Source organism: Prescottella sp. D32, assembly GCF_037287305.1.
GTDB lineage: Bacteria > Actinomycetota > Actinomycetes > Mycobacteriales > Mycobacteriaceae > Prescottella > Prescottella equi.
The window spans coordinates 260,551-283,596 of record NZ_JARBSW010000006.1 but is presented as its reverse complement, the minus strand read 5'-3'; the positions used below and the strand labels follow the sequence as shown (position 1 = coordinate 283,596).

The following is a 23,046-nucleotide window of genomic DNA, read 5'->3' as shown; positions in this document are numbered from 1 at the left end:
CCAGTCGAGCCACCGCCGCTCGGTTCCTCTGCTCCTGCGAAAACGCAAGGATGGAACACCCATGAACACCTTGGACTTCCTGGACGCCAAGTCCCTCCGCGACGACATTCCGGAGTTCCGTCCCGGTGACACCCTGAACGTGCACGTCAAGGTTATCGAGGGCTCGAAGGAGCGCGTGCAGGTCTTCAAGGGTGTCGTGATCCGTCGCCAGGGTGGCGGCGTGCGCGAGACCTTCACGGTCCGCAAGGTCTCGTTCGGCGTCGGCGTCGAGCGCACCTTCCCGGTCCACAGCCCCAACCTGGCTCAGATCGAGGTCCTCACCCGCGGTGACGTCCGTCGCGCCAAGCTGTACTACCTGCGCGACCTCCGCGGCAAGGCTGCGAAGATCAAGGAAAAGCGCTGAGCTTCGACGCTCCGAGCTTCTTCGATTGGCCCGGCACCGTTTTCACGCGGTGTCGGGCTAATCTGTCTCCGTGGCAGATGCACCGCAGGACCCGGACGTGACGCCGGACGAGACCGAGCAGGAGCAGACCGGGGGACGGTCCCGCAGGCGCAGGGGGAAGGACAAGAAACCTCGATCGTTCTGGCGTGAGATCCCGATCCTCATCGTCGTCGCCTTGCTGTTGAGTTTCCTGCTGCAGACGTTCATCGCCCGGGTCTACCTCATTCCGTCCGAGTCTATGGAGCCGACGCTGCACGGTTGCCCCGGGTGCACCGGTGACCGCATCGTCGTCGAGAAGATCAGTTACCGATTCGGCGACCCGAAGCCCGGCGACGTCGTGGTCTTCCGCGGCCCGGAGTCGTGGTCCGAGGGATATTCGTCGACACGCTCGGACAACGTGGTGGTCCGCGGTCTGCAGGAGGTCGGCTCGCTCGTCGGTGTCGTGCCGCCGGACGAGAACGATCTCGTCAAACGCGTCATCGCGACGGGTGGGCAGACCGTCGAGTGCTGCGACGACCAGGGCCGTGTCCTGGTCGACGGAAAGCCGCTCGACGAGCCGTACATCACGATGGACTTCCCTTTCATCCCCGGCGTGCAGACGTGTGACACCGCCGTGAAGTCCGGACGCTGCTTCGGACCCGTCACGGTTCCCGAGGGGCACCTGTGGGTGATGGGCGACAACCGCAGCAATTCCGCGGATTCGCGGTACCACGTCTCCGACGAGATGCAGGGCACGATTCCGGTGGACAATGTGATCGGTAAGGCGACCTTCATCGTCCTGCCCCCGGGCCGGTGGGGATCGATCTCGTCTCCCGACATCCAGCAGCAGTGAGTACCTGGCCACCGAGAACCGTCATTCGCAGAGCGTCCGGCTTGCGGACGATGGAGTCTGCGCTGGTCCGGAGCGGGCTCGGGCCGGTCGCCGGCGTCGACGAGGCCGGCCGGGGCGCGTGCGCCGGACCGCTCGTGGTCGCCGCGTGCGTCCTCGGCTCCAAGCCGCATGCGGCGCTGGCCCGACTCGACGATTCGAAGAAGCTCACCGAGAAGGTCCGGGACGAGCTGTTCCCGGTGATCAAGCGCCTGGCGGTCGCCTGGAGCGTCGTGGAGATCCCGGCAGCGGAGGTCGACCGCATCGGCGTGCACGTCGCGAACATCGAGGGGATGCGTCGGGCCGTGGCGGGGCTGACCGTCGCGCCGGGCTACGTCCTCACCGACGGCTTCCGGGTGCCGGGGTTGCCCACGCCGTCGCTGCCCGTGATCGGCGGCGACGCGTCGGCCGCGTGCATCGCCGCCGCCAGCGTCCTCGCCAAGGTGAGCCGTGACCGCACGATGGTCGCGCTCGACGACGAACTGCCCGGCTACGGGTTCGCCGGTCACAAGGGCTACAGCACCGCGGTGCACACCGCGGCCCTGAACGAGCTGGGCCCGTGCCGTGAGCATCGGATGTCCTACGCGAACGTAGCCGCGGCGAGCCGCGCCTTCGAGTCGGCGGAGGGCCGCGCATTCGGTGCGACGGGCTAGGTACGAGATGATGAGTGTTCACAACAACGCAGGAGGACGTCGAGGCCGATGAGTGCCGAGGATCTCGAGAAGTACGAAACCGAGATGGAACTGTCGCTGTACCGCGAGTACCGGGACATCGTCGGACAGTTCTCGTACGTCGTGGAGACCGAGCGCCGGTTCTATCTCGCGAACTCTGTGGAACTGCTGCCGCACAGCGCCGACGGCGAGATCTACTTCGAGGTGCGGATGTCCGACGCGTGGGTGTGGGACATGTACCGGCCGGCCCGGTTCGTGAAGTACGTGCGAGTGATCACGTTCAAGGATGTGAACATCGAAGAACTGGAGAAGTCCGACCTCAGGCTGCCGGACAACGGCCTGGGTTAGACCGAGAGCTGCCGGAGGCCGCGCACCCCGAACGGGGGCGCGGCCTCCGCGGTTTCGGGGAACGCCGCCTCGGTGCTTCCGTTCTTCCACAGCTCCTCGTCCATCCACAGGGCAATCGTGTTCGCCCAGTTCGGGCTTCGAGGGGTGTGGGCGTGAGCGGGCACAGTCGGCTTCACCGGCGGGAGGTTCCGGCCGTGTGAGGGGGATACCCGGATGGCACGTAATCTCGCGCTGGGCGCGATGGGGGAGGAACTGGCGGCGTCGGCACTGACCGCGGCCGGCATGCGGATCCTCGACCGCAACTGGCGGTGCCGCCACGGCGAATTGGATCTGGTTGCGGTGGACGGCGACACCATCGTGTTCGTGGAGGTGAAGACGCGTTCGGGCCTGGGCTTCGGCAGCCCGGCGGAAGCGGTGACGTACGCCAAGCAACGGCGCATCCGGATGCTGGCCCAGCGTTGGCTCGCCGATTCGGATCGGCATTGGCCGCACGTACGGTTCGACGTGGTCGCAGTCCTCGTCGATCGTCGACGCGAGCCCGCCGTCACGCACCTGCCGGCAGTGTTCTGATGGCACTCGGTCGCGCCCACTCGGTCGCCGTCACCGGCGTCGACGGCCAGATCGTGGAGATCGAGGCGGACATCGGACGCGGGCTGCCGGGGGTGCATCTCGTCGGATTGCCGGACACGGCGCTGCAGGAGTCGCGCGATCGCGTGCGGGCCGCGGTCACGAATTCGGGCGCGAAGTGGCCGGAATCGCGTGTGACGCTCGCGTTGTCGCCGGCCACCCTGCCGAAGGTCGGAAGCGTGTACGACCTGGCGTTGGCGTGCGCGGTGCTCGACGCGGCGCGTCAGATTCCACGTAAGCGCCTCGAAAAGACGGTGCTGCTGGGCGAACTCGCACTCGACGGGCGGCTGCGGACGGTGCGCGGCGTGCTACCGGCGGTGCTTGCTGCGAAGAAGGCGGGCTGGCCGGCGGTGGTGGTGCCACTACCTGCGCTGTCCGAGGCCGGGCTGGTCGACGGGATCGAGGTGTGGGGTGCGGATCACCTGACCGCGGTCACCGAGTGGCTGCAGGGGAAGAGCCAGTTGGCGGCCCCGGAGCCGTTCGATGCGGGAACCGGCGCGGCGCGAGGGGATCTCAGCGAAGTGGTCGGTCAGCCGGACGCGCGCTGGGCCGTCGAGGTCGCGGCCGCCGGAGCGCACCACCTGATGCTGACCGGACCGCCCGGGATCGGAAAGACGATGCTGGCGCAGCGGCTGCCCGGCATCCTGCCGCCGCTGTCGGACCCGGAGGCGTTGGAGGTCACGGCGATTCACTCGGTCGCGGGGCTGCTGACCTCGGACCGACCGCTCGTCACGGAGCCGCCGTTCATCGCGCCCCACCACACGTCGTCGGTGAGCGCACTCGTCGGCGGTGGCAGCGGAATGGCCAAGCCCGGCGCCGTCAGCCGTGCACACCGCGGAATTCTCTTCCTCGACGAGTGCGCCGAGATGGGAACCAAGGCACTCGAGGCATTGCGAACACCGCTCGAGGACGGCGAGGTGCGGATCGCGCGACGCGACGGCGTCGCCCGCTACCCCGCGCGGTTCCAGTTGGTCCTCGCGGCCAACCCGTGCCCGTGTGCCCCGGCGAGGGAGGTCGACTGCATCTGCCCGCCGACGATACGTCGCCGCTACCTGGGTCGGTTGTCGGGCCCGCTGCTCGACCGGGTGGACCTGCGGATCCGGATGAAGGGGGTCGCCACCGGGGCACTGATGGACGAGGTGGGCGAGAGCACGGAGGCGGTGCGGGGACGCGTAGCCGCTGCCCGTCAGGCCGCCACCGAACGCTGGCGGCCGTACGGGTGGCGCACCAACGCGGAGGTACCGGGGCCGGCGCTGCGGCAGCGGTTCCGGTTGCCCCGCGAGTCCGTCGCGCCTCTCGAACGATTGCTGAGCAAGGGCGTGATCACCGCCCGCGGCGCGGACCGGGCACTGCGCGTCGCCTGGACGCTCGCCGATCTCGCCGGTCTCGAGACGCCGGGGACCGATCAGGTCACGACGGCGCTCGAATTCCGGGATCGAGGCGCCGCGTGACGGGGCACGATCCGCGGCTGCTGGCCTGGGCCTATCTGTCGAAGGTGGTGCAGGGGGCGTGCCCGCCGCTGGCCCAGCTGGCGGCTGCGGTGGGACCGGTGGACGCCGCACGGGCGGTGCGGGAGCGGGATCTGTCGAGCTTCCTGGACCGGCGGACGTCGGCGCGGGCGCATCTCGACACCGCCGCCCGCGACCTGGACCTGCTGCGGTCGATGGGCGGGCGACTCGTGACCCCGGACGACGACGAGTGGCCGCGCTGGCGACTGCTCGCCTTCGACGCGCTCGGGTCCGGTCGCGACGACGGTGCACCGTTGGCGCTGTGGGTGCTCGGCGACAGGTCGGTCGACGAGTTGGCGGCGCGGTCGGTCGCGGTGGTGGGTACCCGCGCGGCCAGCTCCTACGGGGAGCATGTGACCGCCGAGATCGCCGGTGACCTCGCGGCCGACGGCTGGACGATCGTGTCCGGCGCGGCATTCGGGGTCGATGCGGCGGCGCATCGGGCGGCGCTCGGCGTGGGCGGGCTGACCGTCGCGGTGCTGGCGTGTGGCGTCGACCGCGCCTATCCGGCCGGCCACGGGCGGCTGCTGCAGCAGATCGCCCGCGACGGTGCGGTGATCAGCGAGTACCCGCCGGGGACCTCGCCCGCGCGGTACCGGTTCCTGGCCCGAAATCGGTTGGTGGCCGGGCTGTCCGAGGCGGTCGTCGTGGTCGAGGCGGGCTGGCGCAGCGGAGCCCGGAACACGGCGACGTGGGGGCGGCGACTGGGCCGGCCGGTGCTCGCGGTGCCGGGCCCGGTGACGTCGGCGGCATCGACGGGATGCCATCGGATGATTCGGGAAGGTGAGGCGCGGCTGGTCTCGAGCGCCGCGGACGTCGTCGAGGAGGCCGGTCCGATCGGCGTCGACGGCGAGGGTCTCGGGCCGGCCCGCGCGCTGGACGTTCTCCAGGGCGACGCGGCGACCGTCTACGAGGCACTGCCGGCCGCCGGAACGTGCAGCACCCGCGAACTGTCGGAGGAATCAGGGGTCACGATCGAGCGGGTGCGGGCAGTGCTGCCGGTGCTCGAGTTGGACGGATTCGTCGGCTCCGACGAATCGGGGTGGTTCCGGCGCGGCTGATCCCCGGTCGATCAGGCCTCGCGCATCATCACGTCCTTGATGCGCTGAATCCGAAGGGGATCGGATGTGTCGCCGGTACGGCCCACCAGCGTGGTCAGGGTGGTCACGACCGGTACACCTGCATCGTCGCAGACCTCGTTCTTCGTGACGATGATGTCGCTACCGGCCGTCTGCCGGAACGACTCCAGCGAGACGTCGACGGTGAGGCGGTCCCCGGCCCGGATCGGCCGATGGAACACCAGTTTCTGGTCCGTCTGCAGAATCTGGCTGAGGTCGAACCCGGGCACGATCTGCTCGAAGAGGTACTTCTGCGCGATGATTCCGATCACCGACACGAAGGTCAGGGGTGCGACGAGGGCGCTGTGGCCGAGGTCCCGGGCGGCCTGCTCGTCGTAGTGGGCGGGATGGGCGTTCTGCACGGCGGTCGCGTACTCGCGGACCTTCTCGCGGCCCACCTCGTAGAAGTCCGGCATGCGGTAGCTGTAGCCGACCAGGCGCTCGGCGCGCGCGGCACGTTCCTCGGTCGATTCCGCTGGTCGGGTCACCCTCCGAGTGTGACGGAAATTTGCTCCCGGTAACCGATATCGGGCAGATGCGTGTCGTTTCCGCCACAGGAGTCCTTCCCGGAACCGGACATCCGGTCGCCGGACGACAAGGCGGACCGCGTCGGGTCCTGTGATCGCCTAAAGTCGCGTCATGGCTACCGTCTGGACCGTTCCCGATGACATCACCCTCGTGCTCCTGGCAGCACCGGGAATCCGCGACTTCCTCACGAACGACGAGGGACGTGGCGTGGTGAGCGATCCCAAGGTGCGCCTCGCCGAGTTCGCTGCGGTGGTGGGCGCGCTCGCCGACAACGCGGGACGGACATTCAGTTCGGTGCGGGACGCGGCCGAGGTCCTGTTCGAGGGGCCGGCCGTCGGCGGCACCGCAGTCTCCGACGCTCTCCGGCTCGCGGTCATGCGTGTGATCACAGCCGAGCCGCGGGAGCGGAAGCCCGCGCCGAATCCGCTCTCGCCCCGGGTCGTCGAGAACCTCGGACTCTATGTGTACGCGTTGCGAGATCCCCGGGACAGGTCGATCTTCTACGTCGGCGCCGGCCGTGGCAACAAGATTTACTCGCACGATTGGGATGCGCTGGGCGAGGCCGGCACGCTCGATTCGGAGGCCGTGGGGGATCCCGACCGGGACGAGGCACGCGGTGCGTGGATCCAGCGGATCCGAGACATCTACGCGGCCGGACATTCGGTGGACCACATTGTGTTGCGGCACCGGATCGAGACGGCTCACGATGCGGCGGCGGAAGCGCGCGAGGCGGTCCACGTCGTCACCGACGCCCTCCGGCTGCTCGAACGTCGTTCGACCCGTCCGGTGTTGACCAACCTGGCCGGCGAACCTGCGGATCTCGAGCGGCGCGCGATGTCGGTGGAGGAGTTGGCGGTCCAGTACTCCGCGCTGCCGGCGCCGGAGCTGCCGGTTCCGGGCGCGCTTGTGCGGGTTCCCGCCGCGGCGGATCCGTCGCTGTCCGCCGAGGACGTGTACGAGGCGGCGCGTGGCCCCTGGCGTGCGGGTGCGGCCGCACGCAATGTGGCTGATCTGCCGGTGATCGTCTTCGCTGACAACATCGTCCGTGCGGTGTTCCGGGCACGGTCCTGGAACCAGGTGGGTGCCGTCGCGGATCAGCAGTTCCGTTTCACCGGTGAGCGGGATGTCGAACTCGAATCCGCGTTGGTCGGCACCCGGGTCACGCCGGACCGGGCCGGACTCAAGGTGTGGCCGGCGCACGGTTGGGTGCAGCGGCTGACGATGGCGCGTCCGCACGGTCGCTGACGCCGCGAAGCACTCGAACAGTCTATGGTTAGGCAACGCTAACCATAGACTGTTTGTGATTTCGAGGAGTGCGCAGTGGCAAGGAAGACATCGACGTGGACGGTCGTGCGGACGGAGCGGATCGCACGACACATGGTGCGGGTCGTATTGGGAGACCCAGGGTTCGAGACCTTCGAGCCGTCCGAGTTCACCGATTCCTACGTCAAGATCGAGTTCGGTTCGGGTGACGACACGGTGCTCCGCACCTACACGGTCCGGTCCGTCGACCTGGTGGCACGGGAGATCGCGATCGACTTCGTCGTCCACGGCGACAACGGCGTGGCCGGGCCGTGGGCGGCGTCCGTCCAGCCGGGCGCCACGGTGACGCTGCGCGGACCGGGCGGGGCGTACACGCCGCGCGCGGACGCCGATTGGCACCTCATCGCCGGGGACGAGTCGGCCCTCCCGGCGATTTCGACGGCGGTCGCGGCGCTGGCTCCCGACGCGGTGGCCCGGGTGTTCATCGAGGTCGCCGACGTCGACGACGAGATCGCGCTGCCGGCGGGGCCGGGCGTGCAGGTCTCCTGGATCCACCGCGGCACGACCTCGGATGCGGCAGGGGAGGACATCTCCGGGACGAACGCGCCGCTCGTGTCGGCGGTCCGGGCAATGCCGTGGCTGCCGGGTGACGTCCACGTCTTCATCCACGGCGAGGCCGACGCCGTCATGCACGGCTTGCGTCCCTACATCCGCAAGGAACACGGGGTGCCCGCGGCGTCGGCCTCGATCTCCGGGTACTGGCGGCGCGGCCGCACCGAGGAGGGCTTCCGGGTGTGGAAGTCGGAACTGGCGGCGGCCGAGGCGACGGCCCACTGAGTACGCCCCGGCCCGCGCCCTACGCGGTGCGGGCCAGGGTCCTCAGCGCGGTCATCGCGACGGCGCCCGAGACGACGATCGCGATCGCCATCGGTACCGCGGTACCACCGATTCCCACCAGCGGCGACACGATGGCGGCGAGTCCGAACTGGCAGGCGCCCATCAGCGCCGATCCGGTGCCGGCGGCTTCCGGCACCTGCCCCTGGGCCAGTGCCGTGGCATTGCCCATGATGAAGCCGATACTCGTGACCACACCGAACAGCAGCGGCAGGACCAGCCAGATCTGCGTGCCACCGACGGTGGTCGCGAGCAGGAGCAACACGCCCGCGGTGAGCAGCAGGCCGACGCCGAACGTCAGCAGTTGGCGGGCCTGGAACGTTCCGATGAGCTTGGTGTTGACGATGCTGCCGGCGACGATGCCCGCCGAGTTGATCGCGAAGACGATCGAGAACTGGCCAGGGGACAGGCCCATCACCTCCTGGACGACGAACGACGACGCCGAGATGTACGAGAACAACGCGCCGAAGCCGAACGCGAACGTCAGCGCGTAGCCCACGTACACGCGGTTGCGCACGACGTAGTTCATGTTCCGGGTCAGTGCCGCCAGCCCACCGCCGTGCCGGCGATCCTTCGGAAGCGTCTCCGGGACCAGGAACAGCACGCCCAGGAACATGACGATCGACGCCCCGGCGAGGACCCAGAAGATGCCCCGCCACCCGATCGGGCCGAGCAGCGCGCCGCCCATCAACGGGGCGACGACGGGTGCCACGCCGCCGATGATCATCATGATGCTGAACAGCCGGGCCGCGACGTCGCCCTTGGCGCGGTCCGCGATCACGGCGCGCGCCAACACGATTCCGGCGCCGCCGCTGAAACCCTGCAGCAGGCGGGCCGCGATGAGGATCTCCACGGTGGGGGCGATCGCGCACAGCACCCCGCTGATCGCGCACAACACGGTCCCGACGATGAGCAGCTTCCGCCGGCCCAGGCCGTCGGACAGCGGTCCGACGATCAGCTGGCCCACGCCGAGTCCGGCCATGAAGGTGGCGAGCGTCAGCTGCACGCTCGTGTCCGACGTGTCGAGCGCGCCCGTCATCGACGGCAACGCCGGAAGGTACATGTCGGTGGCCAGGGGAGCGATCGCCGAGAGTAGGGCCAGAACGCACAACATGGGGAGGGGAATCGCTCGTTTCACGCGAGAACCCTACCGGCGCGGACACTTGCGAATTCCGGTGGTCGCAGCGACGGTTGAGTGCATGGACTCTTGGTCGCCCGATTCGCAACTGCCGCCCCCGCTGCGGATGCACCTCGACGACTACGACGAGTACCTCCGTCTCGAACGGGGTCGATCCGAACACACCGTTCGCGCCTACCGCGCGGACGTGGCCGGTCTGCTCGGTTTCCTGTGCCGCGATCGGCCCGACGCGGTGCTGGCGGACCTGGATCTGCGGGTGTTGCGCGCCTGGCTCGCGGCGCAGGCGGCTGCGGGTACGGCTCGGACGACGCTCGCGCGGCGGACGTCGTCGGCGAAGGGTTTCACCGCCTGGGCCGAACGCACGGGGCGGATGCCCGTGGATCCCGGCATCCGGCTGGTCGCCCCCAAGGCACACCGCACGCTGCCACCCGTGCTGCGCCAGGAGCAGGCCGCGGAAGCGATGGTCGCGGCGGAATCCGGTGCGGCCCAGGAAGATCCCGTGGCCGTACGGGACCGCTTGATCGTCGAGTTGCTGTACTCGACCGGGATCCGCGTCGGCGAGCTGTGCGGGCTCGATCTCGGCGACATCGATCACGATCGGCGAGTGCTGCGGGTACTGGGCAAGGGTGACAAGGAGCGGGTGGTCCCGTTCGGCCGGCCGGCCGAGGACGCGATCGGGGCGTGGTTGCGTTCCGGGCGCCCGGAACTGGTGAACGAGCGTTCGGGCGACGCGCTGCTGCTCGGCCGACGGGGCGGACGTCTCGACCAGCGCCAGGCGCGGGCGGTGGTGCACGACGTCGTGCAGGCGGTCCCCGGCGCCCCGGACCTCGCGCCGCACGGTCTGCGGCACTCGGCGGCCACCCACCTCCTGGAGGGTGGTGCGGACCTGCGCGTGGTGCAGGAGTTGCTGGGGCACTCGAGTCTTGCGACCACCCAGCTCTACACGCACGTCTCGGTGGCGCGACTGCGGGCGGTGCACGACCAGGCTCACCCGCGCGCGTGATCGGTCCCACCGCTCGGTAGCAGGCGCATTCGCACCGCCCCGACCAGAGGGAGCGGGTCGAGATACTCGCGATCCCGCCGTAGCCCCCAATGCAGGCATGCCGCCGCGGCGCACTCGGGGTGCCCGGGTGCAACGGTGCCCAGAACGGTTCCGCGTTCGACGCGTCGTCCTGCCGAGACCGTCGCCTCGACCGGTTCGTACGTGGTGCGCAGCCCGCCGGGGTGATCGACGGAGACGACCGGCTTACCGGCGACCGTGCCCGCGAACACGACCGTGCCCGCTCCCGCGGCGAGAACCGTCTGGCCCGGCACCGCGGCGAGGTCGACGCCGCGGTGCCCGGGAAGCCAGTTGCGCTCCGGAAGATCGAACGGCCGCACCACCGGCGGGCGCGGTCGCAACGGCCAGCCGAACGGTTGTCGGTTCGTCGTGGCAACCGGCGCGGTCACCGTCACGGGGTCCTGCGCGGGCATCGGCGCGGCCGCCGCCGGACCTGCCGTCGCGGCCGGACACGACACGAGGAACAGCGCTACGCACACCAGCGCCCGTGCGAACGTCGTCGAAGTCATTCGCCGAGCCAACCCGACGCAACCGCGCGGTGGGCTGCCGCGGAGCGGATTGTGGATGGAGGAAATTCCTGTCCACAGATTTCCGAGCGCTCCAGGTACCGCGGTGTCAGTGCTGCCGGAATGCCCCCGACCGGCGGGTTAGGCCGGTAGCGGCCCACGCCGTACACTTGTCGGGCGGTCTGTGCACGCACAGTCCGACTTCGCGCGCCCGCGCACAAAACCGGCTGTCGGCTGGTCCCGCATTCGTGCAGGTCCGACACCGGGCGGGCGCCAGGGCAGGAGTTACCGATTCCTGCGACAACCGGCACATGAAAGAAGAGGTACACAGCCATGGCTGTTGTAACCATGCGGCAGCTGCTCGACAGCGGCGCACACTTCGGGCACCAGACCCGCCGTTGGAACCCGAAGATGAAGCGTTTCATCTTCACCGACCGCAACGGCATCTACATCATCGACCTGCAGCAGACGCTGACGTACATCGACAAGGCGTACGAGTTCGTCAAGGAGACCGTCGCTCACGGCGGCACCATCCTGTTCGTCGGTACCAAGAAGCAGGCGCAGGAGTCCATCGCCGGCGAGGCAACTCGCGTCGGGATGCCCTACGTCAACCAGCGTTGGCTCGGCGGCATGCTCACCAACTTCTCGACCGTCCACAAGCGCCTGCAGCGCCTGAAGGAGCTCGAGTCGATGGAGCAGACCGGTGGCTTCGAGGGTCGCACCAAGAAGGAAATCCTCATGCTCACGCGTGAGATGACCAAGCTCGACCGCACCCTCGGCGGCATCCGGGACATGGCCAAGGTTCCGTCGGCCATCTGGGTCGTCGACACCAACAAGGAGCACATCGCCGTCGGCGAGGCGCGCAAGCTGAACATCCCGGTCATCGCGATCCTGGACACCAACTGCGACCCCGACGTCGTCGACTACCCGATCCCGGGCAACGACGATGCGATCCGTAGCGCCGCCCTGCTGACCAAGGTCGTCGCCTCCGCCGTCGCAGAGGGCCTGCAGGCTCGCGCCGGTGCGAGCGCCGACAAGGACGCCAAGCCGGAGGCCGGCACGGGCGAGCCGCTCGCCGAGTGGGAGCAGGAGCTCCTCTCGCAGGCCGCTCCGGCCGCCGAGGCAGAGGCCGAGGCTCCGGCCGCGGACGCTCAGCAGTCCTAGTCGATTCGGCCCCGACCCCTTGCGGTCGGGGCCGTTTCGCTCACCTGCTTCGTCAGGTTCCCGCGCGATCCGCGGAACCTGGCATCCGAAACTCATCCGAGGAGGATCGCCCCCATGGCGAACTACACCGCCGCCGACGTCAAGCGGCTCCGTGAGCTCACCGGCTCCGGAATGATGGACTGCAAGAACGCGCTCACCGAGACCGACGGCGACTTCGACAAGGCCGTCGAGCTGCTGCGCATCAAGGGTGCCAAGGACGTGGGCAAGCGCGCCGAGCGCACCACGGCCGAGGGCCTGGTCGCAGCCCGCGACGGCGTCATGATCGAGCTCAACGCCGAGACCGACTTCGTCGCGAAGAACGCGGAGTTCCAGGAGCTGGCCGACAAGGTCGTCGCTGCTGCCGCCGCCGCGAAGCCGGCCGACCTCGAGGGCCTCAAGGCCGTCGACGTCGACGGCAAGACCGTCGAGACCCTGGTCCAGGAGCTGTCCGCCAAGATCGGCGAGAAGCTCGAGCTGCGTCGCTACGTCGCGTTCGACGGCGCTGTCGCGACCTACCTGCACAAGCGTGCGTCGGACCTGCCCCCGGGCGTCGGCGTGCTCGTCGAGTACACCGGCGAGGGCGAGGCTGCGGCCGAGGCTGCTCGCGGTGCTGCGATGCAGGTCGCCGCGCTCAAGGCCAAGTACGTCACCCGTGACGAGGTCCCCGCGGACATCGTCGAGAACGAGCGTCGTATCGCCGAGCAGACGGCGAAGGAGGAGGGCAAGCCCGAGGCTGCGCTCCCGAAGATCGTCGAGGGTCGCGTCAACGGCTACTACAAGGATGTCGTCCTGACCGAGCAGTCCTCGGTCACCGACTCCAAGAAGACCGTCAAGGCTCTTCTGGACGAGGCCGGCGCCACGATCACCCGCTTCGCGCGGTTCGAGGTCGGCGCCAGCTAGTCGCACTCGACACATCGGCCCCGCCGGCCGGTTGGTGCGGTCGTCGGTTCGGGTTGTTTCCCGACCGGCGTTCCGCGCCATCCGTTCCGTGCGGGGCCGATCTGCGCGGTGGGTGGGTCGGCTGGGTCGACCACCGGTGAATGAGGCAGGATGATAGGGCCTGTTCCGGCGGCTTCGCCGGGTGCTCGGCACCCGCGAAGCAGCGTTGTCGCCCGCCGACGAACCGTAGTACTTCTAGAACCGAACTATCTGCAGGAACCGAGGGAGAATTATGACCGCACCGGCCGACGAACGTCCAGGATTCCGACGTGTGCTCCTCAAACTCGGCGGTGAAATGTTCGGCGGCGGTGAGGTCGGGCTCGATCCGGATGTGGTGACGACGGTCGCCGCCCAGATCGCCGAGGTCGTCCGTTCGGGTGTCCAGGTGGCGGTCGTCATCGGCGGTGGCAACTTCTTCCGTGGTGCCGAACTGCAGCAGCGTGGCCTCGACCGCGCCCGCTCGGACTACATGGGCATGCTCGGTACGGTCATGAACTGCCTTGCGCTGCAGGACTTCCTGGAGAAGCAGGGCGTGGACACCCGCGTGCAGACCGCCATCACGATGGGGCAGGTCGCCGAGCCGTACCTGCCGCTGCGTGCACGCCGCCACCTCGAGAAGGGGCGTGTGGTGATCTTCGGTGCGGGCATGGGCATGCCGTACTTCTCCACCGACACCACGGCCGCGCAGCGCGCGCTCGAGATCGGTGCCGAGGTGGTCCTGATGGCGAAGGCCGTCGACGGCGTCTACTCGGCCGACCCGCGGGTGGATCCGGACGCCACGATGTACAGCGAGATCACCCACCGTGAGGTGATCGAGAAGGGGTTGAAGGTCGCGGATGCGACCGCGTTCAGCCTGTGCATGGACAATCAGATGCCGATCATGGTGTTCAACCTCCTCACCCAGGGCAACATCGCGCGCGCGGTGTCCGGTGAGAAGATCGGAACACTGGTCAAGTCATGACGACGGGCAAAGTGATCATGGATCGCGGCGCCCGCGACCGCGATGGATACGAGACGGAGGAACAGCCGTGATTGATGAAGCTCTCTTCGAGGCCGAGGAGAAGATGGAAAAGGCCATCACGGTTGCGAAGGACGACCTCGGCTCCATTCGTACCGGTCGAGCCAACCCGGGCATGTTCAACCGGGTCGTCGTCGAGTACTACGGATCGATGACGCCCATCACGCAGCTCGCGAGCATCAACGTGCCCGAGGCTCGGATGGTCATCATCAAGCCGTACGAGGCGTCGCAGCTCGGGCCGATCGAGAATGCGATCCGCAACTCCGACCTGGGCGTCAACCCCAGCAACGACGGCAGCATCATCCGCATCTCGGTCCCGCAGCTCACCGAGGAGCGTCGTCGCGAGTTCGTCAAGCAGGCGAAGAGCAAGGGCGAGGACGCCAAGGTGGCGATCCGCAACGTCCGGCGCAAGACGATGGACGAACTCTCGCGCATCCAGAAGGACGGCGAGGCCGGCGAGGACGAGGTCGGTCGCGCCGAGAAGGAACTCGACAAGACCACCTCGCGCTACGTCAGCCAGATCGACGAGCTGGTGAAGCACAAGGAAGCCGAATTGATGGAGGTCTAGCTGTGGGGAAAGCTGACGGTTCCCCCGCGGCTACAGCCGCCCCGGCCTCGAAAGCCGGACGCAACCTGCCTGCCGCGATCGCCGTCGGCGGCGGCCTCGGCGTAGCGGTGATCTTGATCCTGGTCTACGTGCCGCTCGTGTGGATCGGTGTCGTGGCGGTTGCGATGGCCGTCGCGACATGGGAGGTCGCCAAGCGCCTGCGCGACGCCGACATCAACGTGCCGCTGATACCTCTGCTCGTCGGTGGCCAGGTGATCATCTGGTTGAGCTGGCCGTACGGGACGACGGGGGTGTTGGGGGCGTTCGCCGGCACGGCGTTGGTGACGATGGTGTGGCGCCTGTTCGACCACGGCCTGGCGGCGACGCCGCGCAACTTCCTGCGGGACACGGCGGTCGCGGTGTTCGTCGCCGCGTGGATCCCGCTGCTCGCGTCCTTCGCGACGCTCATGGTGCTGCAGGACGACGGTCCCGCTCGGGTGTTCTGCCTGATGATCGTCGTGGTGTGCTCCGACGTCGGGGGCTACGTGGCCGGCGTGTTCTTCGGCAAGCATCCGATGGTCCCGGCGATCAGCCCCAAGAAGTCCTGGGAGGGATTCGCCGGATCCCTGGTGGGTTGCGTCATCGGTGGTGTGGCGACGGTGACGTTCATCCTCGACGCGAATCCGCTCGTCGGCGTCCTCCTGGGCGTTGCGCTGGTCTTCACGGCGACGCTGGGCGATCTGATCGAGTCCCAGGTCAAGCGTGAACTGGGCATCAAGGACATGGGCACTCTGCTGCCCGGGCACGGCGGCATCATGGATCGCCTCGATTCACTGCTGCCGTCCGCCTTCGTCACCTGGCTCGTCCTCACCGTTCTGGTGTGAGCCGGCTGCGCGGGGGCCGTGGACGGGCTCGGGGACCGATCCCGAGCCCGAACATCTGGCACTGGCCCGCGATCTACGAGATCGAGAACCGGGCCCAGGACGCCGACGGCGTCGTGTTCGAGGCCCTCGCGGAGCTCGCCGACTGGTGTGGTCGCGACGTACTGGACGTCGGGTGTGGCGCCGGATTCCATCTGCCGGTCTTCGCCGAGCGGGCACGGTCGGTCGTCGGGGTGGAACCGCACCCACCGCTCGTGGCATCCGCTCGCGCCCGGGTGGACGGGCACCCCGCTATCTCCGTCCTGCAGGGTTCCGCGGAGGCGCTCCCGGTGCCCGACGCCTCGGTCGACGTGGTGCACGCGCGCACCGCGTACTTCTTCGGGCCCGGGTGCGGCCCGGGCATCCTCGAGGCGATGCGGGTGCTGCGGCCCGGGGGAGTCCTGGCAATCGTCGATCTCGACGCCACGGTCCCGCCGTACGGCAACTGGATGCGTGCCGATCTGCCGCACTACGACCCGGACGCGGTGGAGGGCTTCTTCGCGGCCCAGGGATTCGCGATCCGGCGGGTCCGCACCCGCTGGGAGTTTCCGGACCGGGACGCGATGCACGCGGTGTTCGGCATCGAATTCACCGAGCGAACCGCGGCCAGGGCGCTCGCCGAGACGTCGGGCCTCGGCGTCGAGGTCGGCTACCGCATCCACACGCGGTCCGTGCCGACCGGACTGATCGTCTGACCGGATAGGTGTTACCCGCGGTATTGACAACATTCGCTGTCATCGTGTGAGGTGACTCATATGCTTACACCGCGGGGGATGCGCCGTATTGCGACAGTTCTGGGAGCGTGCCTCGCGGCCGCCGTCACGTCGGGGGTGACCGCGTCCGCCGCACCCGCCGATTTCTACGAGGTGCCCGCGTCGGCACTCGGGGGAGCGCCGGGCACCGTGGTGGACACGCAGCCGTACCCGCCGCTGCTGTCGATCCCGAACCAGCAGGGGCCGTGGCCGTCGGGTGCACAGCGAATCATGTACCGCACCACGGATGCTCACGGCGGCGCGACCGCGGCGTCCGGCACCTACTTCGACGCGAGCCTGCCGTGGATCGGTGCGGGCCCCCGCCCACTGGTCGTTCTGGGGCCCGGCACGCAGGGGCAGGGCGACCAGTGTGCGCCGTCCAGACTCTTCCAGGACGGCATCCACTACAACGCTCCGCTGGACTTCGCGGTCGAGTACGAGGTGCTGCAGGTGCACGCCCTGCTCTCGCGCGGCATCGACGTCGTCGTCACCGACTACCAGGGGCTGGGGACCGCAGGGATGCACAGCTACGTCGACCGCCGTGCGCAGGGGCACGCGATGCTCGACGCCGCTCGGGCTGTGAAGGCGTTGCCGGGCAGCCGGATCGGCGACGACAACCCGATCGGGTTCTGGGGCTACTCGCAGGGCGGCGGGGCGGCAGCCTCGGCGGCCGAGATGCAGCCGTCGTACGCGCCCGACCTCGACGTCCGCGGGACGTACGCGGGTGGGCCCCCGGCCGACCTGCGTACGGTGGCGGCGGCGCTCGACGGCGGGCTCGCGACCGGACTGCTGGGCTACGCGGTCAACAGCATCTACGCCGGGTACCCGGAGACCCGCGCCGACATCGACGGCGCGCTCGCTCCCGCGGGTCGACAGGCGCTCGACGAGATTGCCGCTCAGTGCGTCCCGGAGACGATCGCGCGATACGGGTTGCACCGCACCACCGAGTGGACGAAGGACGGACGCTCGCTCGCCGAACTCATCGACGCGCTGCCGTCGGTGAGCGCGGTGGTCGACGAGCAGCGCATCGGACGGTCGACGCCCGGGAGCCCGGTGCTGATCGTGCAGGGGCGCAACGACGACCTGATTCCGCACAACCAGGCCACTCGACTGGCCGCCGACTGGTGCGCTCAGGGGGCGACGGTCGAGTTCCGCACCGAGGAGATCCCACCGATCGCACCGGGGTTCGTCGTCGGACACGGCCTGCCGATGGTGTCGGGCCTGCCGTCTGCGCTCGACTGGATGACCGACCGATTCGACGGGGTGCCGGCGCGATCGGGCTGCTCGAACTGACGGTCAGACGAGGCCGAACTCACCGGCCAGGTGGGTGAGCTTCTTGGCCTTGGCCAGCCGGGGCAGATCGCTGCCGTCACGCACGCGCTCGCCGTCGGTGCCCAGTTCGGCAATGACCTCCCGGGCCCACGCGATGTCGTGGGCGTCGGGGCTCAGCGCGCGATTGACCGCCGGCGCCTGATCCGGGTGCAGGCAGAGCTTGCCGGTCAGCCCGAGTGACACCGTGGCCTGGCAGTCGCGCTGCAGGATGGTGTCGTTCGCCGACACGGTCGGCCCGTCGATGGGCCCGCCGGGCAGTCGTGCCGCGCGGCTGGCGATGACGAGCCGGGAACGGGGATACGCCATCGCGAGCACGTCGTCGCTCATTCCGGTGTCGCGCCGGAAGTCGCCGCTGCCGAACGCGAGGCGGAAGGTTCCCTCGGCGCGGGCGATCTCGGGCGCCGCCTCGAGGCCCACCGCGGACTCGATGAGCGTGATGATCCGGGTGCCGTCCGGTAGTCGTTCGCGGGTGGCTTCGACCTGACCACCGCTCTCGGTCTTGGCGAGCATCACGCCGGACAGGCCGGGCAGCCCGGCCACGGCGTCGAGGTCCTCTCCCCAGTGAGGCGTCGTCGCGTCGTTGATCCGGACCCACGCTTCGCGACCGTCGCCCAGCCAGTCCACGACGGACTTACGGGCGGCAGGCTTGTCGGCGGGAGCGACGGCGTCCTCGAGGTCGAGGATCAGCGCGTCGACCGCGGCGGGGCGAGGAAAGGCGTCCGCCCGGGTGGCTGCGGTGAGCAACCAGGAGCGGGCCAGATCGGCGCGGATCGTCGCGCGGGCGGGCCGGTGCATGTGTGTCGTCACGGGGCAGCTCCTCGTCCGGAAGGCGTACTCCTGTCGTGACTTCCATCGTGCCCCGGACGGGGGAGCGCGGGCTACTGCGGTGAGGTGTCGTCGGTCACGGAGCCGGCGCGTTTGGCGACGCGGCGGATCTGGATGATCCGCACGCCACCGGCGAGCGCCATGATGAGCGCACCCGCGATGGCCGCCAGGAGCAGGCTGATGCCGGCCGGCAGGCTGAACTCCCACGCGAACAGTTCGAAGGTCACCGAGTCGAGATTCTGCAGGATGAAGATCAACAGCAGGATCGCGACCACGATGCCCACGACCAGCCCGGTCCAGGTGGTCGCCGCCCGGGTGCGGCCGAGCTTGTGCCGGTCGTGCGGGGTCAGTCCGCCGGCCCCTTCGTGACGGCCGTGCACGGGACCGCTCGGGAGCGGCTCCATCGGTGCCGCCGGGACGTCCTCGGGTTCCTCGCGTCGGTTCTCGGCCATGTGTCGATCATCACCCACGGTGTGGTGTTTCGCACGCGCATCGGACACCCCGGCCGGGCAGTGGGAGAATGGGAGCACTATGACTGTCTCCCTCCCCCTCGTCTTCAACGCGCCGCGACGCGGAATGCCGCCGCGCCATCTCGCCGACCTCGACGCCGACGAGCGCAAGGAGGCCGTCAAGGAGCTGGGCCTGCCCGGTTTCCGAGCGGATCAGCTGGCCCGGCAGTACTACGGCAGGCTCGAGGCTGACGCCGACAAGATGACGGATCTGCCCGCCGGCATGCGCGAGAAGGTCGGCGCCGCGCTGTTCCCGCGGCTGCTCGACGTCGTCAAGCACGTCGCGTGCGATGCCGGACAGACGCGCAAGACGCTGTGGAAGGCGAACGACGGCACGCTGCTCGAGAGTGTGCTCATGCGTTACCCGGATCGGGCCACGCTGTGCATTTCCAGCCAGGCCGGCTGCGGTATGGCGTGCCCGTTCTGCGCCACCGGTCAGGGCGGTCTCGACCGCAACCTCTCGACCGCCGAGATCGTCGACCAGGTGCGTGCCGCCGCTGCGGCCTTGCGGGACGGCGAGGTCGAGGGCGGTCCCGGGCGGCTGTCGAACATCGTGTTCATGGGGATGGGGGAGCCGCTCGCCAACTACAAGCGGGTGGTCGCCGCGGTGCGGCGGATCACGTCGCCGTCCCCCGACGGTCTGGGTATCTCGCAGCGTGCGGTGACGGTCTCCACCGTGGGGCTCGCGCCCGCGATCCGCAAGCTCGCCGACGAGGAGATGTCGGTGCGGCTGGCGGTGTCGCTGCACACGCCCGACGACGAACTGCGCGACACCCTGGTCCCGGTCAACAACCGCTGGTCGGTCGCCGAGGTCCTGGACGCGGCCCGCTACTACGCCGACAAGTCGGGTCGCCGCGTGTCGATCGAGTACGCGCTCATCCGCGACGTCAACGACCAGCCGTGGCGCGCCGACATGCTCGGGAAGAAGCTGCACAAGGCGCTCGGCCCGCTGGTGCACGTCAATCTCATCCCGCTCAACCCCACACCGGGTAGCAAGTGGGACGCCAGCCCCAAACCGGTCGAGCGTGAGTTCGTCCGGCGGGTGCAGGCGCAGGGCGTCTCGTGCACCGTCCGCGATACCCGCGGGCAGGAGATCGCCGCGGCGTGTGGGCAGCTGGCCGCCGAGAACTGACCTCGTAGACGTCGAAGGCCCGCACTCCGAGGCGTGCGGGCCTTCGACGTTGTCTCTGCGGTGTTCGACTACCGCGGCTTGCGCCGCAGGATGATGTCGCGAACCAGAACGAAGACGATGGCACCGGCGAAGCCGATGAGGAACAGGTCCTCGACCTTGCCGTGGTGGTTGCCGATCATCATCAGCAGCAGGAACGCGGCGAAGAACCAGCCGGCGAAACGGAACAGTCGCGGGGCCTCGCCACTCCATCCCCAAGCGGCCGAGGGAACCTCGGCGGTGTCGACGTGCGCGGCGACGACGGGGTCGTTGGAAGTGGGGTCCAACTGGGTACCGACCACGGCTCGATCCTCCTGATCTTACGAATGCGCTATCGCCGCTTATCGTGGCATACGACCGCGCGTCGTACGAACCTGGGTCCCGGCGGTGTCGCGAATACGGTCGGCGGTACGAAGTGCAATCCTGTGTGCTTCTCTCAGCTTCGGTCAGGAACAATGGATCCGTGGCTGACACCCAACCGACTCGTGTACTGCTGCTCGGCAGCACCGGTTCCATCGGCACCCAGGCCCTCGAGGTCATCGCCGCCAACCCTGACAAGTTCGAGGTGGTGGGACTCGCGGCCGGCGGTGGGAACATCGACCTGCTCGCCCGCCAGATCGCCGACACCGGTGTGACGCGAGTGGCGGTGGCGGATCCCGCGGCGGCAGCCCGGTTGGACGTGCCCGGCGTGCTGTCGGGCCCGGACGCGGTGACCGAGCTGGTCCGCAGCACCGAGGCGGACGTCGTGCTCAATGCGCTCGTCGGGTCGCTCGGCCTCGAGCCGACGCTCGCGGCACTGGAGTCGGGCGCACGCCTGGCCCTCGCCAACAAGGAGTCGCTCGTCGCGGGCGGTCCGCTCGTGACGGCGGCAGCCGCGCCCGGACAGATCGTTCCCGTCGACTCGGAGCACTCCGCGCTCGCCCAGTGTCTGCGGGGCGGTCGCGCCGAGGAGGTGGACCGGTTGATCCTCACCGCGTCGGGTGGCCCGTTCCGGGGCTGGACCGCGGCGGCGCTCGAGGACGTCACCCCCGAGCAGGCCGGGGCGCACCCGACGTGGTCGATGGGCCCGATGAACACGCTCAACTCGGCGTCACTGGTGAACAAGGGGCTCGAGCTGATCGAGACCCACCTGCTGTTCGGGATCGGCTACGACCGCATCGACGTCACGGTGCATCCGCAGTCGATCGTCCACTCCATGGTGACGTTCACGGACGGGTCGACGCTCGCGCAGGCCAGCCCGCCGGACATGAAACTGCCGATCGCGCTGGCACTCGGCTGGCCGGACCGGGTCCCCGGTGCTGCGGCGCCGTGCGACTTCCGGACCGCCTCGACGTGGACGTTCGAACCGGTGGACTCCGCGGTCTTCCCGGCGATCGATCTGGCCCGGCACGCCGGTACGGCAGGCGGGTGCATGACCGCGGTCTACAACGCCGCCAACGAGATCGCCGCCGAGGCGTTCCTCGACGGCACCCTGAGGTTCCCGGCGATCGTCGAGACCGTCGAGCGCGTCCTCGCGGCAGGCGGCGAATGGGCCGCGCCGCCCGCTACCGTGGACGACGTACTGGCCGCCGACGGGTGGGCCCGGGCTCGCGCGCGCGAGTTCGTGAAGCAGGAGGGCTAGAACCGCATGGTCTTCGCTATCGGAGTGCTGCTCTTCGCCCTCGGTATCGGCGCCTCCATCGCGCTGCACGAGGCCGGGCACATGTGGACCGCCAAGGCACTCGGCATGAAGGTCCGGCGCTACTACATCGGCTTCGGCCCCAAGATCTTCTCGTTCCGTCGCGGCGAGACCGAGTACGGACTCAAGGCGATCCCGGCCGGTGGTTTCTGCGACATCGCCGGGATGACGGCCGTGGACGAACTCGCGCCCGACGAGGTCGACCGCGCGATGTACAAGCAGAAGGCGTGGAAGCGGATCGTCGTGATGTCGGGCGGCATCGCGATGAACTTCCTGCTCGGGTTCGTGTTGATCATCGTGCTCGCAGTGGGGTGGGGTCTGCCCAGCTCCGACAACCGTGCAGTGGTCGGGAACACCGTCTGTGTATCGCCGACACAGGCCGGAGAAGACGGCAGCTACGAACTGGCGAAGTGCGAGGGTGACGGCCCGGCCGCACTGGCGGGGATCCGGGCAGGCGACGTGATCACCGCGGTGAACGGCGAGTCCACCCCGACGTTCACCGACCTGGTCCGCAAGACCCAGCCGCTGAGCGGCACCGCGGACTTCACCGTCGAGCGCGACGGGCAGACCCTCACGATCGCGGTCCCGATCCAACAGGTCCAGCGGTACGTCAACGATCCGGCGTCGACCACGGAGAATCCCAGGCCTCCGGTCTCCCGCGAGGTGGGCGCGATCGGCATCCAGGCGCCGCCCGGGATCGTGAAGTACTCGCTGCTGGGGGCCGTGCCCGCGTCGGTCGAGTACACCGGTGACCTCTTCGTGCAGACGGTGCACGCGCTGACGCAGTTGCCGTCCAAGGTGGCAGACCTGTGGACCGCCGTGACCGGCGGCGAGCGCGACATCGACACCCCAATCAGTGTGGTCGGTGCGTCCGTCATCGGCGGTCAGGTCGCCGAACGCGGGTTGTGGGAGGTGTTCGTCGGGCTGCTCGCGAGCCTGAACTTCTTCCTGGGCGTGTTCAACCTGCTTCCCCTGCTTCCGCTCGACGGCGGGCACATCGCGGTGACGATCTACGAGAAGATCCGCAACTCGATCCGGAAGATGCGCGGACTCGCGGCCGGCGGGCCCGTCGACTACATGAAGCTCATGCCGATCACCTACGTCGTCGTGGTGATCGGCGGCGCATACATGCTGTTGACGCTGACCGCCGACATCGTCAACCCGATCCAGCTGTTCCCGTGACC

Annotated in this window: 27 protein-coding genes; 20 read left to right on the top strand and 7 right to left on the bottom strand. The window is 69.1% G+C overall.

What is annotated here, in order from left to right; all coding sequences use genetic code 11:
* Window positions 1-61 precede the first annotated feature (61 nt).
* The 4 genes from rplS to PSS76_RS22495 all read left to right on the top strand — a co-directional run bounded on the left by rplS (window position 62) and on the right by PSS76_RS22495 (window position 2,329).
* Window positions 62-403 (top strand): 50S ribosomal protein L19, encoded by a 342-nt coding sequence (gene rplS, locus PSS76_RS22510; RefSeq protein WP_005513937.1) that lies wholly within the window; start codon window positions 62-64, stop codon window positions 401-403.
* Window positions 404-500: 97 nt separating this feature from the next.
* The gene (gene lepB / locus PSS76_RS22505) at window positions 501-1,274 is read left to right on the top strand and encodes a signal peptidase I (RefSeq protein WP_013415665.1); all 774 of its coding nucleotides are present in this window, start codon (window positions 501-503) and stop codon (window positions 1,272-1,274) included.
* Entirely contained in the window at window positions 1,271-1,963 is a 693-nt protein-coding gene (locus tag PSS76_RS22500) for a ribonuclease HII (RefSeq protein ID WP_081121976.1), read from the top strand. Before lepB ends, PSS76_RS22500 begins: the two co-directional genes overlap by 4 nt.
* A 48-nt stretch (window positions 1,964-2,011) precedes the next feature.
* Window positions 2,012-2,329 carry a DUF2469 domain-containing protein gene (locus PSS76_RS22495; protein WP_005513927.1) on the top strand — a complete coding sequence of 106 codons (318 nt, stop codon included), beginning with the start codon at window positions 2,012-2,014 and terminating at the stop codon, window positions 2,327-2,329.
* On the opposite strand, the gene PSS76_RS22490 is transcribed toward PSS76_RS22495, so the two are convergent.
* Window positions 2,326-2,505, bottom strand: coding sequence for a hypothetical protein (locus PSS76_RS22490; protein WP_145238933.1), 180 nt, complete (start codon window positions 2,503-2,505; stop codon window positions 2,326-2,328). The two genes, PSS76_RS22495 and PSS76_RS22490, sit on opposite strands and share 4 nt — an antisense overlap.
* 37 nt (window positions 2,506-2,542) lie before the next feature.
* Here PSS76_RS22490 and PSS76_RS22485 point away from each other — a divergent pair, with 37 nt between their 5' ends.
* Genes PSS76_RS22485 through dprA form a run of 3 tightly spaced genes read left to right on the top strand, consistent with a single transcriptional unit; the run spans window position 2,543 to window position 5,525 of the window.
* The gene (locus PSS76_RS22485; RefSeq protein WP_013415668.1) at window positions 2,543-2,899 is read left to right on the top strand and encodes a YraN family protein; all 357 of its coding nucleotides are present in this window, start codon (window positions 2,543-2,545) and stop codon (window positions 2,897-2,899) included.
* Window positions 2,899-4,407, top strand: a complete 1,509-nt coding sequence (locus PSS76_RS22480) for a YifB family Mg chelatase-like AAA ATPase (RefSeq protein ID WP_069855002.1) — start codon at window positions 2,899-2,901, stop codon at window positions 4,405-4,407. Before PSS76_RS22485 ends, PSS76_RS22480 begins: the two co-directional genes overlap by 1 nt.
* Window positions 4,404-5,525, top strand: coding sequence for a DNA-processing protein DprA (dprA, locus tag PSS76_RS22475; protein ID WP_013415670.1), 1,122 nt, complete (start codon window positions 4,404-4,406; stop codon window positions 5,523-5,525). The genes PSS76_RS22480 and dprA overlap by 4 nt, the downstream gene beginning before the upstream one ends.
* An 11-nt stretch (window positions 5,526-5,536) precedes the next feature.
* On the opposite strand, the gene hadA is transcribed toward dprA, so the two are convergent.
* Complete coding sequence (gene hadA / locus PSS76_RS22470) at window positions 5,537-6,070, bottom strand: (3R)-hydroxyacyl-ACP dehydratase subunit HadA (RefSeq protein WP_005513923.1); 534 nt, start codon at window positions 6,068-6,070, stop codon at window positions 5,537-5,539.
* Between the two features lie 151 nt (window positions 6,071-6,221).
* On the opposite strand from hadA, the gene PSS76_RS22465 reads away from it, so the two are divergent.
* Both PSS76_RS22465 and PSS76_RS22460 read left to right on the top strand, forming a co-directional pair.
* Window positions 6,222-7,355, top strand: a complete 1,134-nt coding sequence (locus tag PSS76_RS22465; protein WP_337456639.1) for a GIY-YIG nuclease family protein — start codon at window positions 6,222-6,224, stop codon at window positions 7,353-7,355.
* 75 nt (window positions 7,356-7,430) lie between these two features.
* Window positions 7,431-8,210: a siderophore-interacting protein gene (locus PSS76_RS22460; RefSeq protein ID WP_081187810.1), complete on the top strand. Its 780-nt coding sequence runs from the start codon at window positions 7,431-7,433 to the stop codon at window positions 8,208-8,210.
* A gap of 19 nt (window positions 8,211-8,229) precedes the next feature.
* Here the strand turns inward: PSS76_RS22460 and PSS76_RS22455 are convergent, their stop codons facing one another.
* On the bottom strand, window positions 8,230-9,381 hold the full coding sequence (locus PSS76_RS22455; RefSeq protein ID WP_084844430.1) for a multidrug effflux MFS transporter: 1,152 nt from the start codon (window positions 9,379-9,381) through the stop codon (window positions 8,230-8,232).
* 85 nt (window positions 9,382-9,466) lie between these two features.
* Here PSS76_RS22455 and PSS76_RS22450 point away from each other — a divergent pair, with 85 nt between their 5' ends.
* Complete coding sequence (locus PSS76_RS22450) at window positions 9,467-10,408, top strand: tyrosine recombinase XerC (RefSeq protein ID WP_337456638.1); 942 nt, start codon at window positions 9,467-9,469, stop codon at window positions 10,406-10,408.
* Here the strand turns inward: PSS76_RS22450 and PSS76_RS22445 are convergent.
* Window positions 10,393-10,974 (bottom strand): M23 family metallopeptidase, encoded by a 582-nt coding sequence (locus PSS76_RS22445; RefSeq protein ID WP_084985716.1) that lies wholly within the window; start codon window positions 10,972-10,974, stop codon window positions 10,393-10,395. The genes PSS76_RS22450 and PSS76_RS22445 overlap by 16 nt on opposite strands.
* Before the next feature lie 330 nt (window positions 10,975-11,304).
* Between PSS76_RS22445 and rpsB the strand changes: the two genes are divergently transcribed.
* The 7 genes from rpsB (at window position 11,305) to PSS76_RS22410 (ending at window position 17,643) form a co-directional block, all read left to right on the top strand.
* A complete protein-coding gene (gene rpsB / locus PSS76_RS22440) occupies window positions 11,305-12,135 on the top strand; it encodes a 30S ribosomal protein S2 (protein WP_013415675.1) in 831 nt (276 codons plus the stop codon).
* 114 nt (window positions 12,136-12,249) lie between these two features.
* Window positions 12,250-13,074 carry a translation elongation factor Ts gene (gene tsf, locus PSS76_RS22435; protein ID WP_005513914.1) on the top strand — a complete coding sequence of 275 codons (825 nt, stop codon included), beginning with the start codon at window positions 12,250-12,252 and terminating at the stop codon, window positions 13,072-13,074.
* 271 nt (window positions 13,075-13,345) lie between these two features.
* A complete protein-coding gene (gene pyrH / locus PSS76_RS22430) occupies window positions 13,346-14,074 on the top strand; it encodes a UMP kinase (RefSeq protein ID WP_005513913.1) in 729 nt (242 codons plus the stop codon).
* A 67-nt stretch (window positions 14,075-14,141) separates the two neighbouring features.
* Window positions 14,142-14,699: a ribosome recycling factor gene (frr, locus tag PSS76_RS22425; protein WP_005513912.1), complete on the top strand. Its 558-nt coding sequence runs from the start codon at window positions 14,142-14,144 to the stop codon at window positions 14,697-14,699.
* A gap of 2 nt (window positions 14,700-14,701) precedes the next feature.
* A complete protein-coding gene (locus PSS76_RS22420) occupies window positions 14,702-15,562 on the top strand; it encodes a phosphatidate cytidylyltransferase (protein ID WP_013415677.1) in 861 nt (286 codons plus the stop codon).
* Window positions 15,559-16,293 carry a class I SAM-dependent methyltransferase gene (locus PSS76_RS22415; RefSeq protein WP_064079312.1) on the top strand — a complete coding sequence of 245 codons (735 nt, stop codon included), beginning with the start codon at window positions 15,559-15,561 and terminating at the stop codon, window positions 16,291-16,293. The genes PSS76_RS22420 and PSS76_RS22415 overlap by 4 nt, the downstream gene beginning before the upstream one ends.
* Window positions 16,294-16,371: 78 nt before the next feature.
* A complete protein-coding gene (locus PSS76_RS22410; RefSeq protein WP_337456637.1) occupies window positions 16,372-17,643 on the top strand; it encodes a lipase family protein in 1,272 nt (423 codons plus the stop codon).
* 3 nt (window positions 17,644-17,646) lie between these two features.
* On the opposite strand, the gene PSS76_RS22405 is transcribed toward PSS76_RS22410, so the two are convergent.
* A complete protein-coding gene (locus PSS76_RS22405) occupies window positions 17,647-18,489 on the bottom strand; it encodes an HpcH/HpaI aldolase/citrate lyase family protein (RefSeq protein WP_005513908.1) in 843 nt (280 codons plus the stop codon).
* Window positions 18,490-18,560: 71 nt separating this feature from the next.
* A complete protein-coding gene (locus PSS76_RS22400) occupies window positions 18,561-18,959 on the bottom strand; it encodes a LapA family protein (protein ID WP_080559256.1) in 399 nt (132 codons plus the stop codon).
* A gap of 79 nt (window positions 18,960-19,038) precedes the next feature.
* Between PSS76_RS22400 and rlmN the strand changes: the two genes are divergently transcribed.
* Window positions 19,039-20,148: a dual-specificity RNA methyltransferase RlmN gene (gene rlmN, locus PSS76_RS22395; protein ID WP_013415681.1), complete on the top strand. Its 1,110-nt coding sequence runs from the start codon at window positions 19,039-19,041 to the stop codon at window positions 20,146-20,148.
* A 68-nt stretch (window positions 20,149-20,216) separates the two neighbouring features.
* On the opposite strand, the gene PSS76_RS22390 is transcribed toward rlmN, so the two are convergent.
* Window positions 20,217-20,486 (bottom strand): DUF2631 domain-containing protein, encoded by a 270-nt coding sequence (locus tag PSS76_RS22390; RefSeq protein ID WP_005513905.1) that lies wholly within the window; start codon window positions 20,484-20,486, stop codon window positions 20,217-20,219.
* Between the two features lie 161 nt (window positions 20,487-20,647).
* On the opposite strand from PSS76_RS22390, the gene dxr reads away from it, so the two are divergent.
* Window positions 20,648-21,805: a 1-deoxy-D-xylulose-5-phosphate reductoisomerase gene (gene dxr / locus PSS76_RS22385; protein ID WP_064076743.1), complete on the top strand. Its 1,158-nt coding sequence runs from the start codon at window positions 20,648-20,650 to the stop codon at window positions 21,803-21,805.
* A 6-nt stretch (window positions 21,806-21,811) separates the two neighbouring features.
* Window positions 21,812-23,044 carry a M50 family metallopeptidase gene (locus PSS76_RS22380; protein ID WP_013415683.1) on the top strand — a complete coding sequence of 411 codons (1,233 nt, stop codon included), beginning with the start codon at window positions 21,812-21,814 and terminating at the stop codon, window positions 23,042-23,044.
* Window positions 23,045-23,046 lie beyond the last annotated feature (2 nt).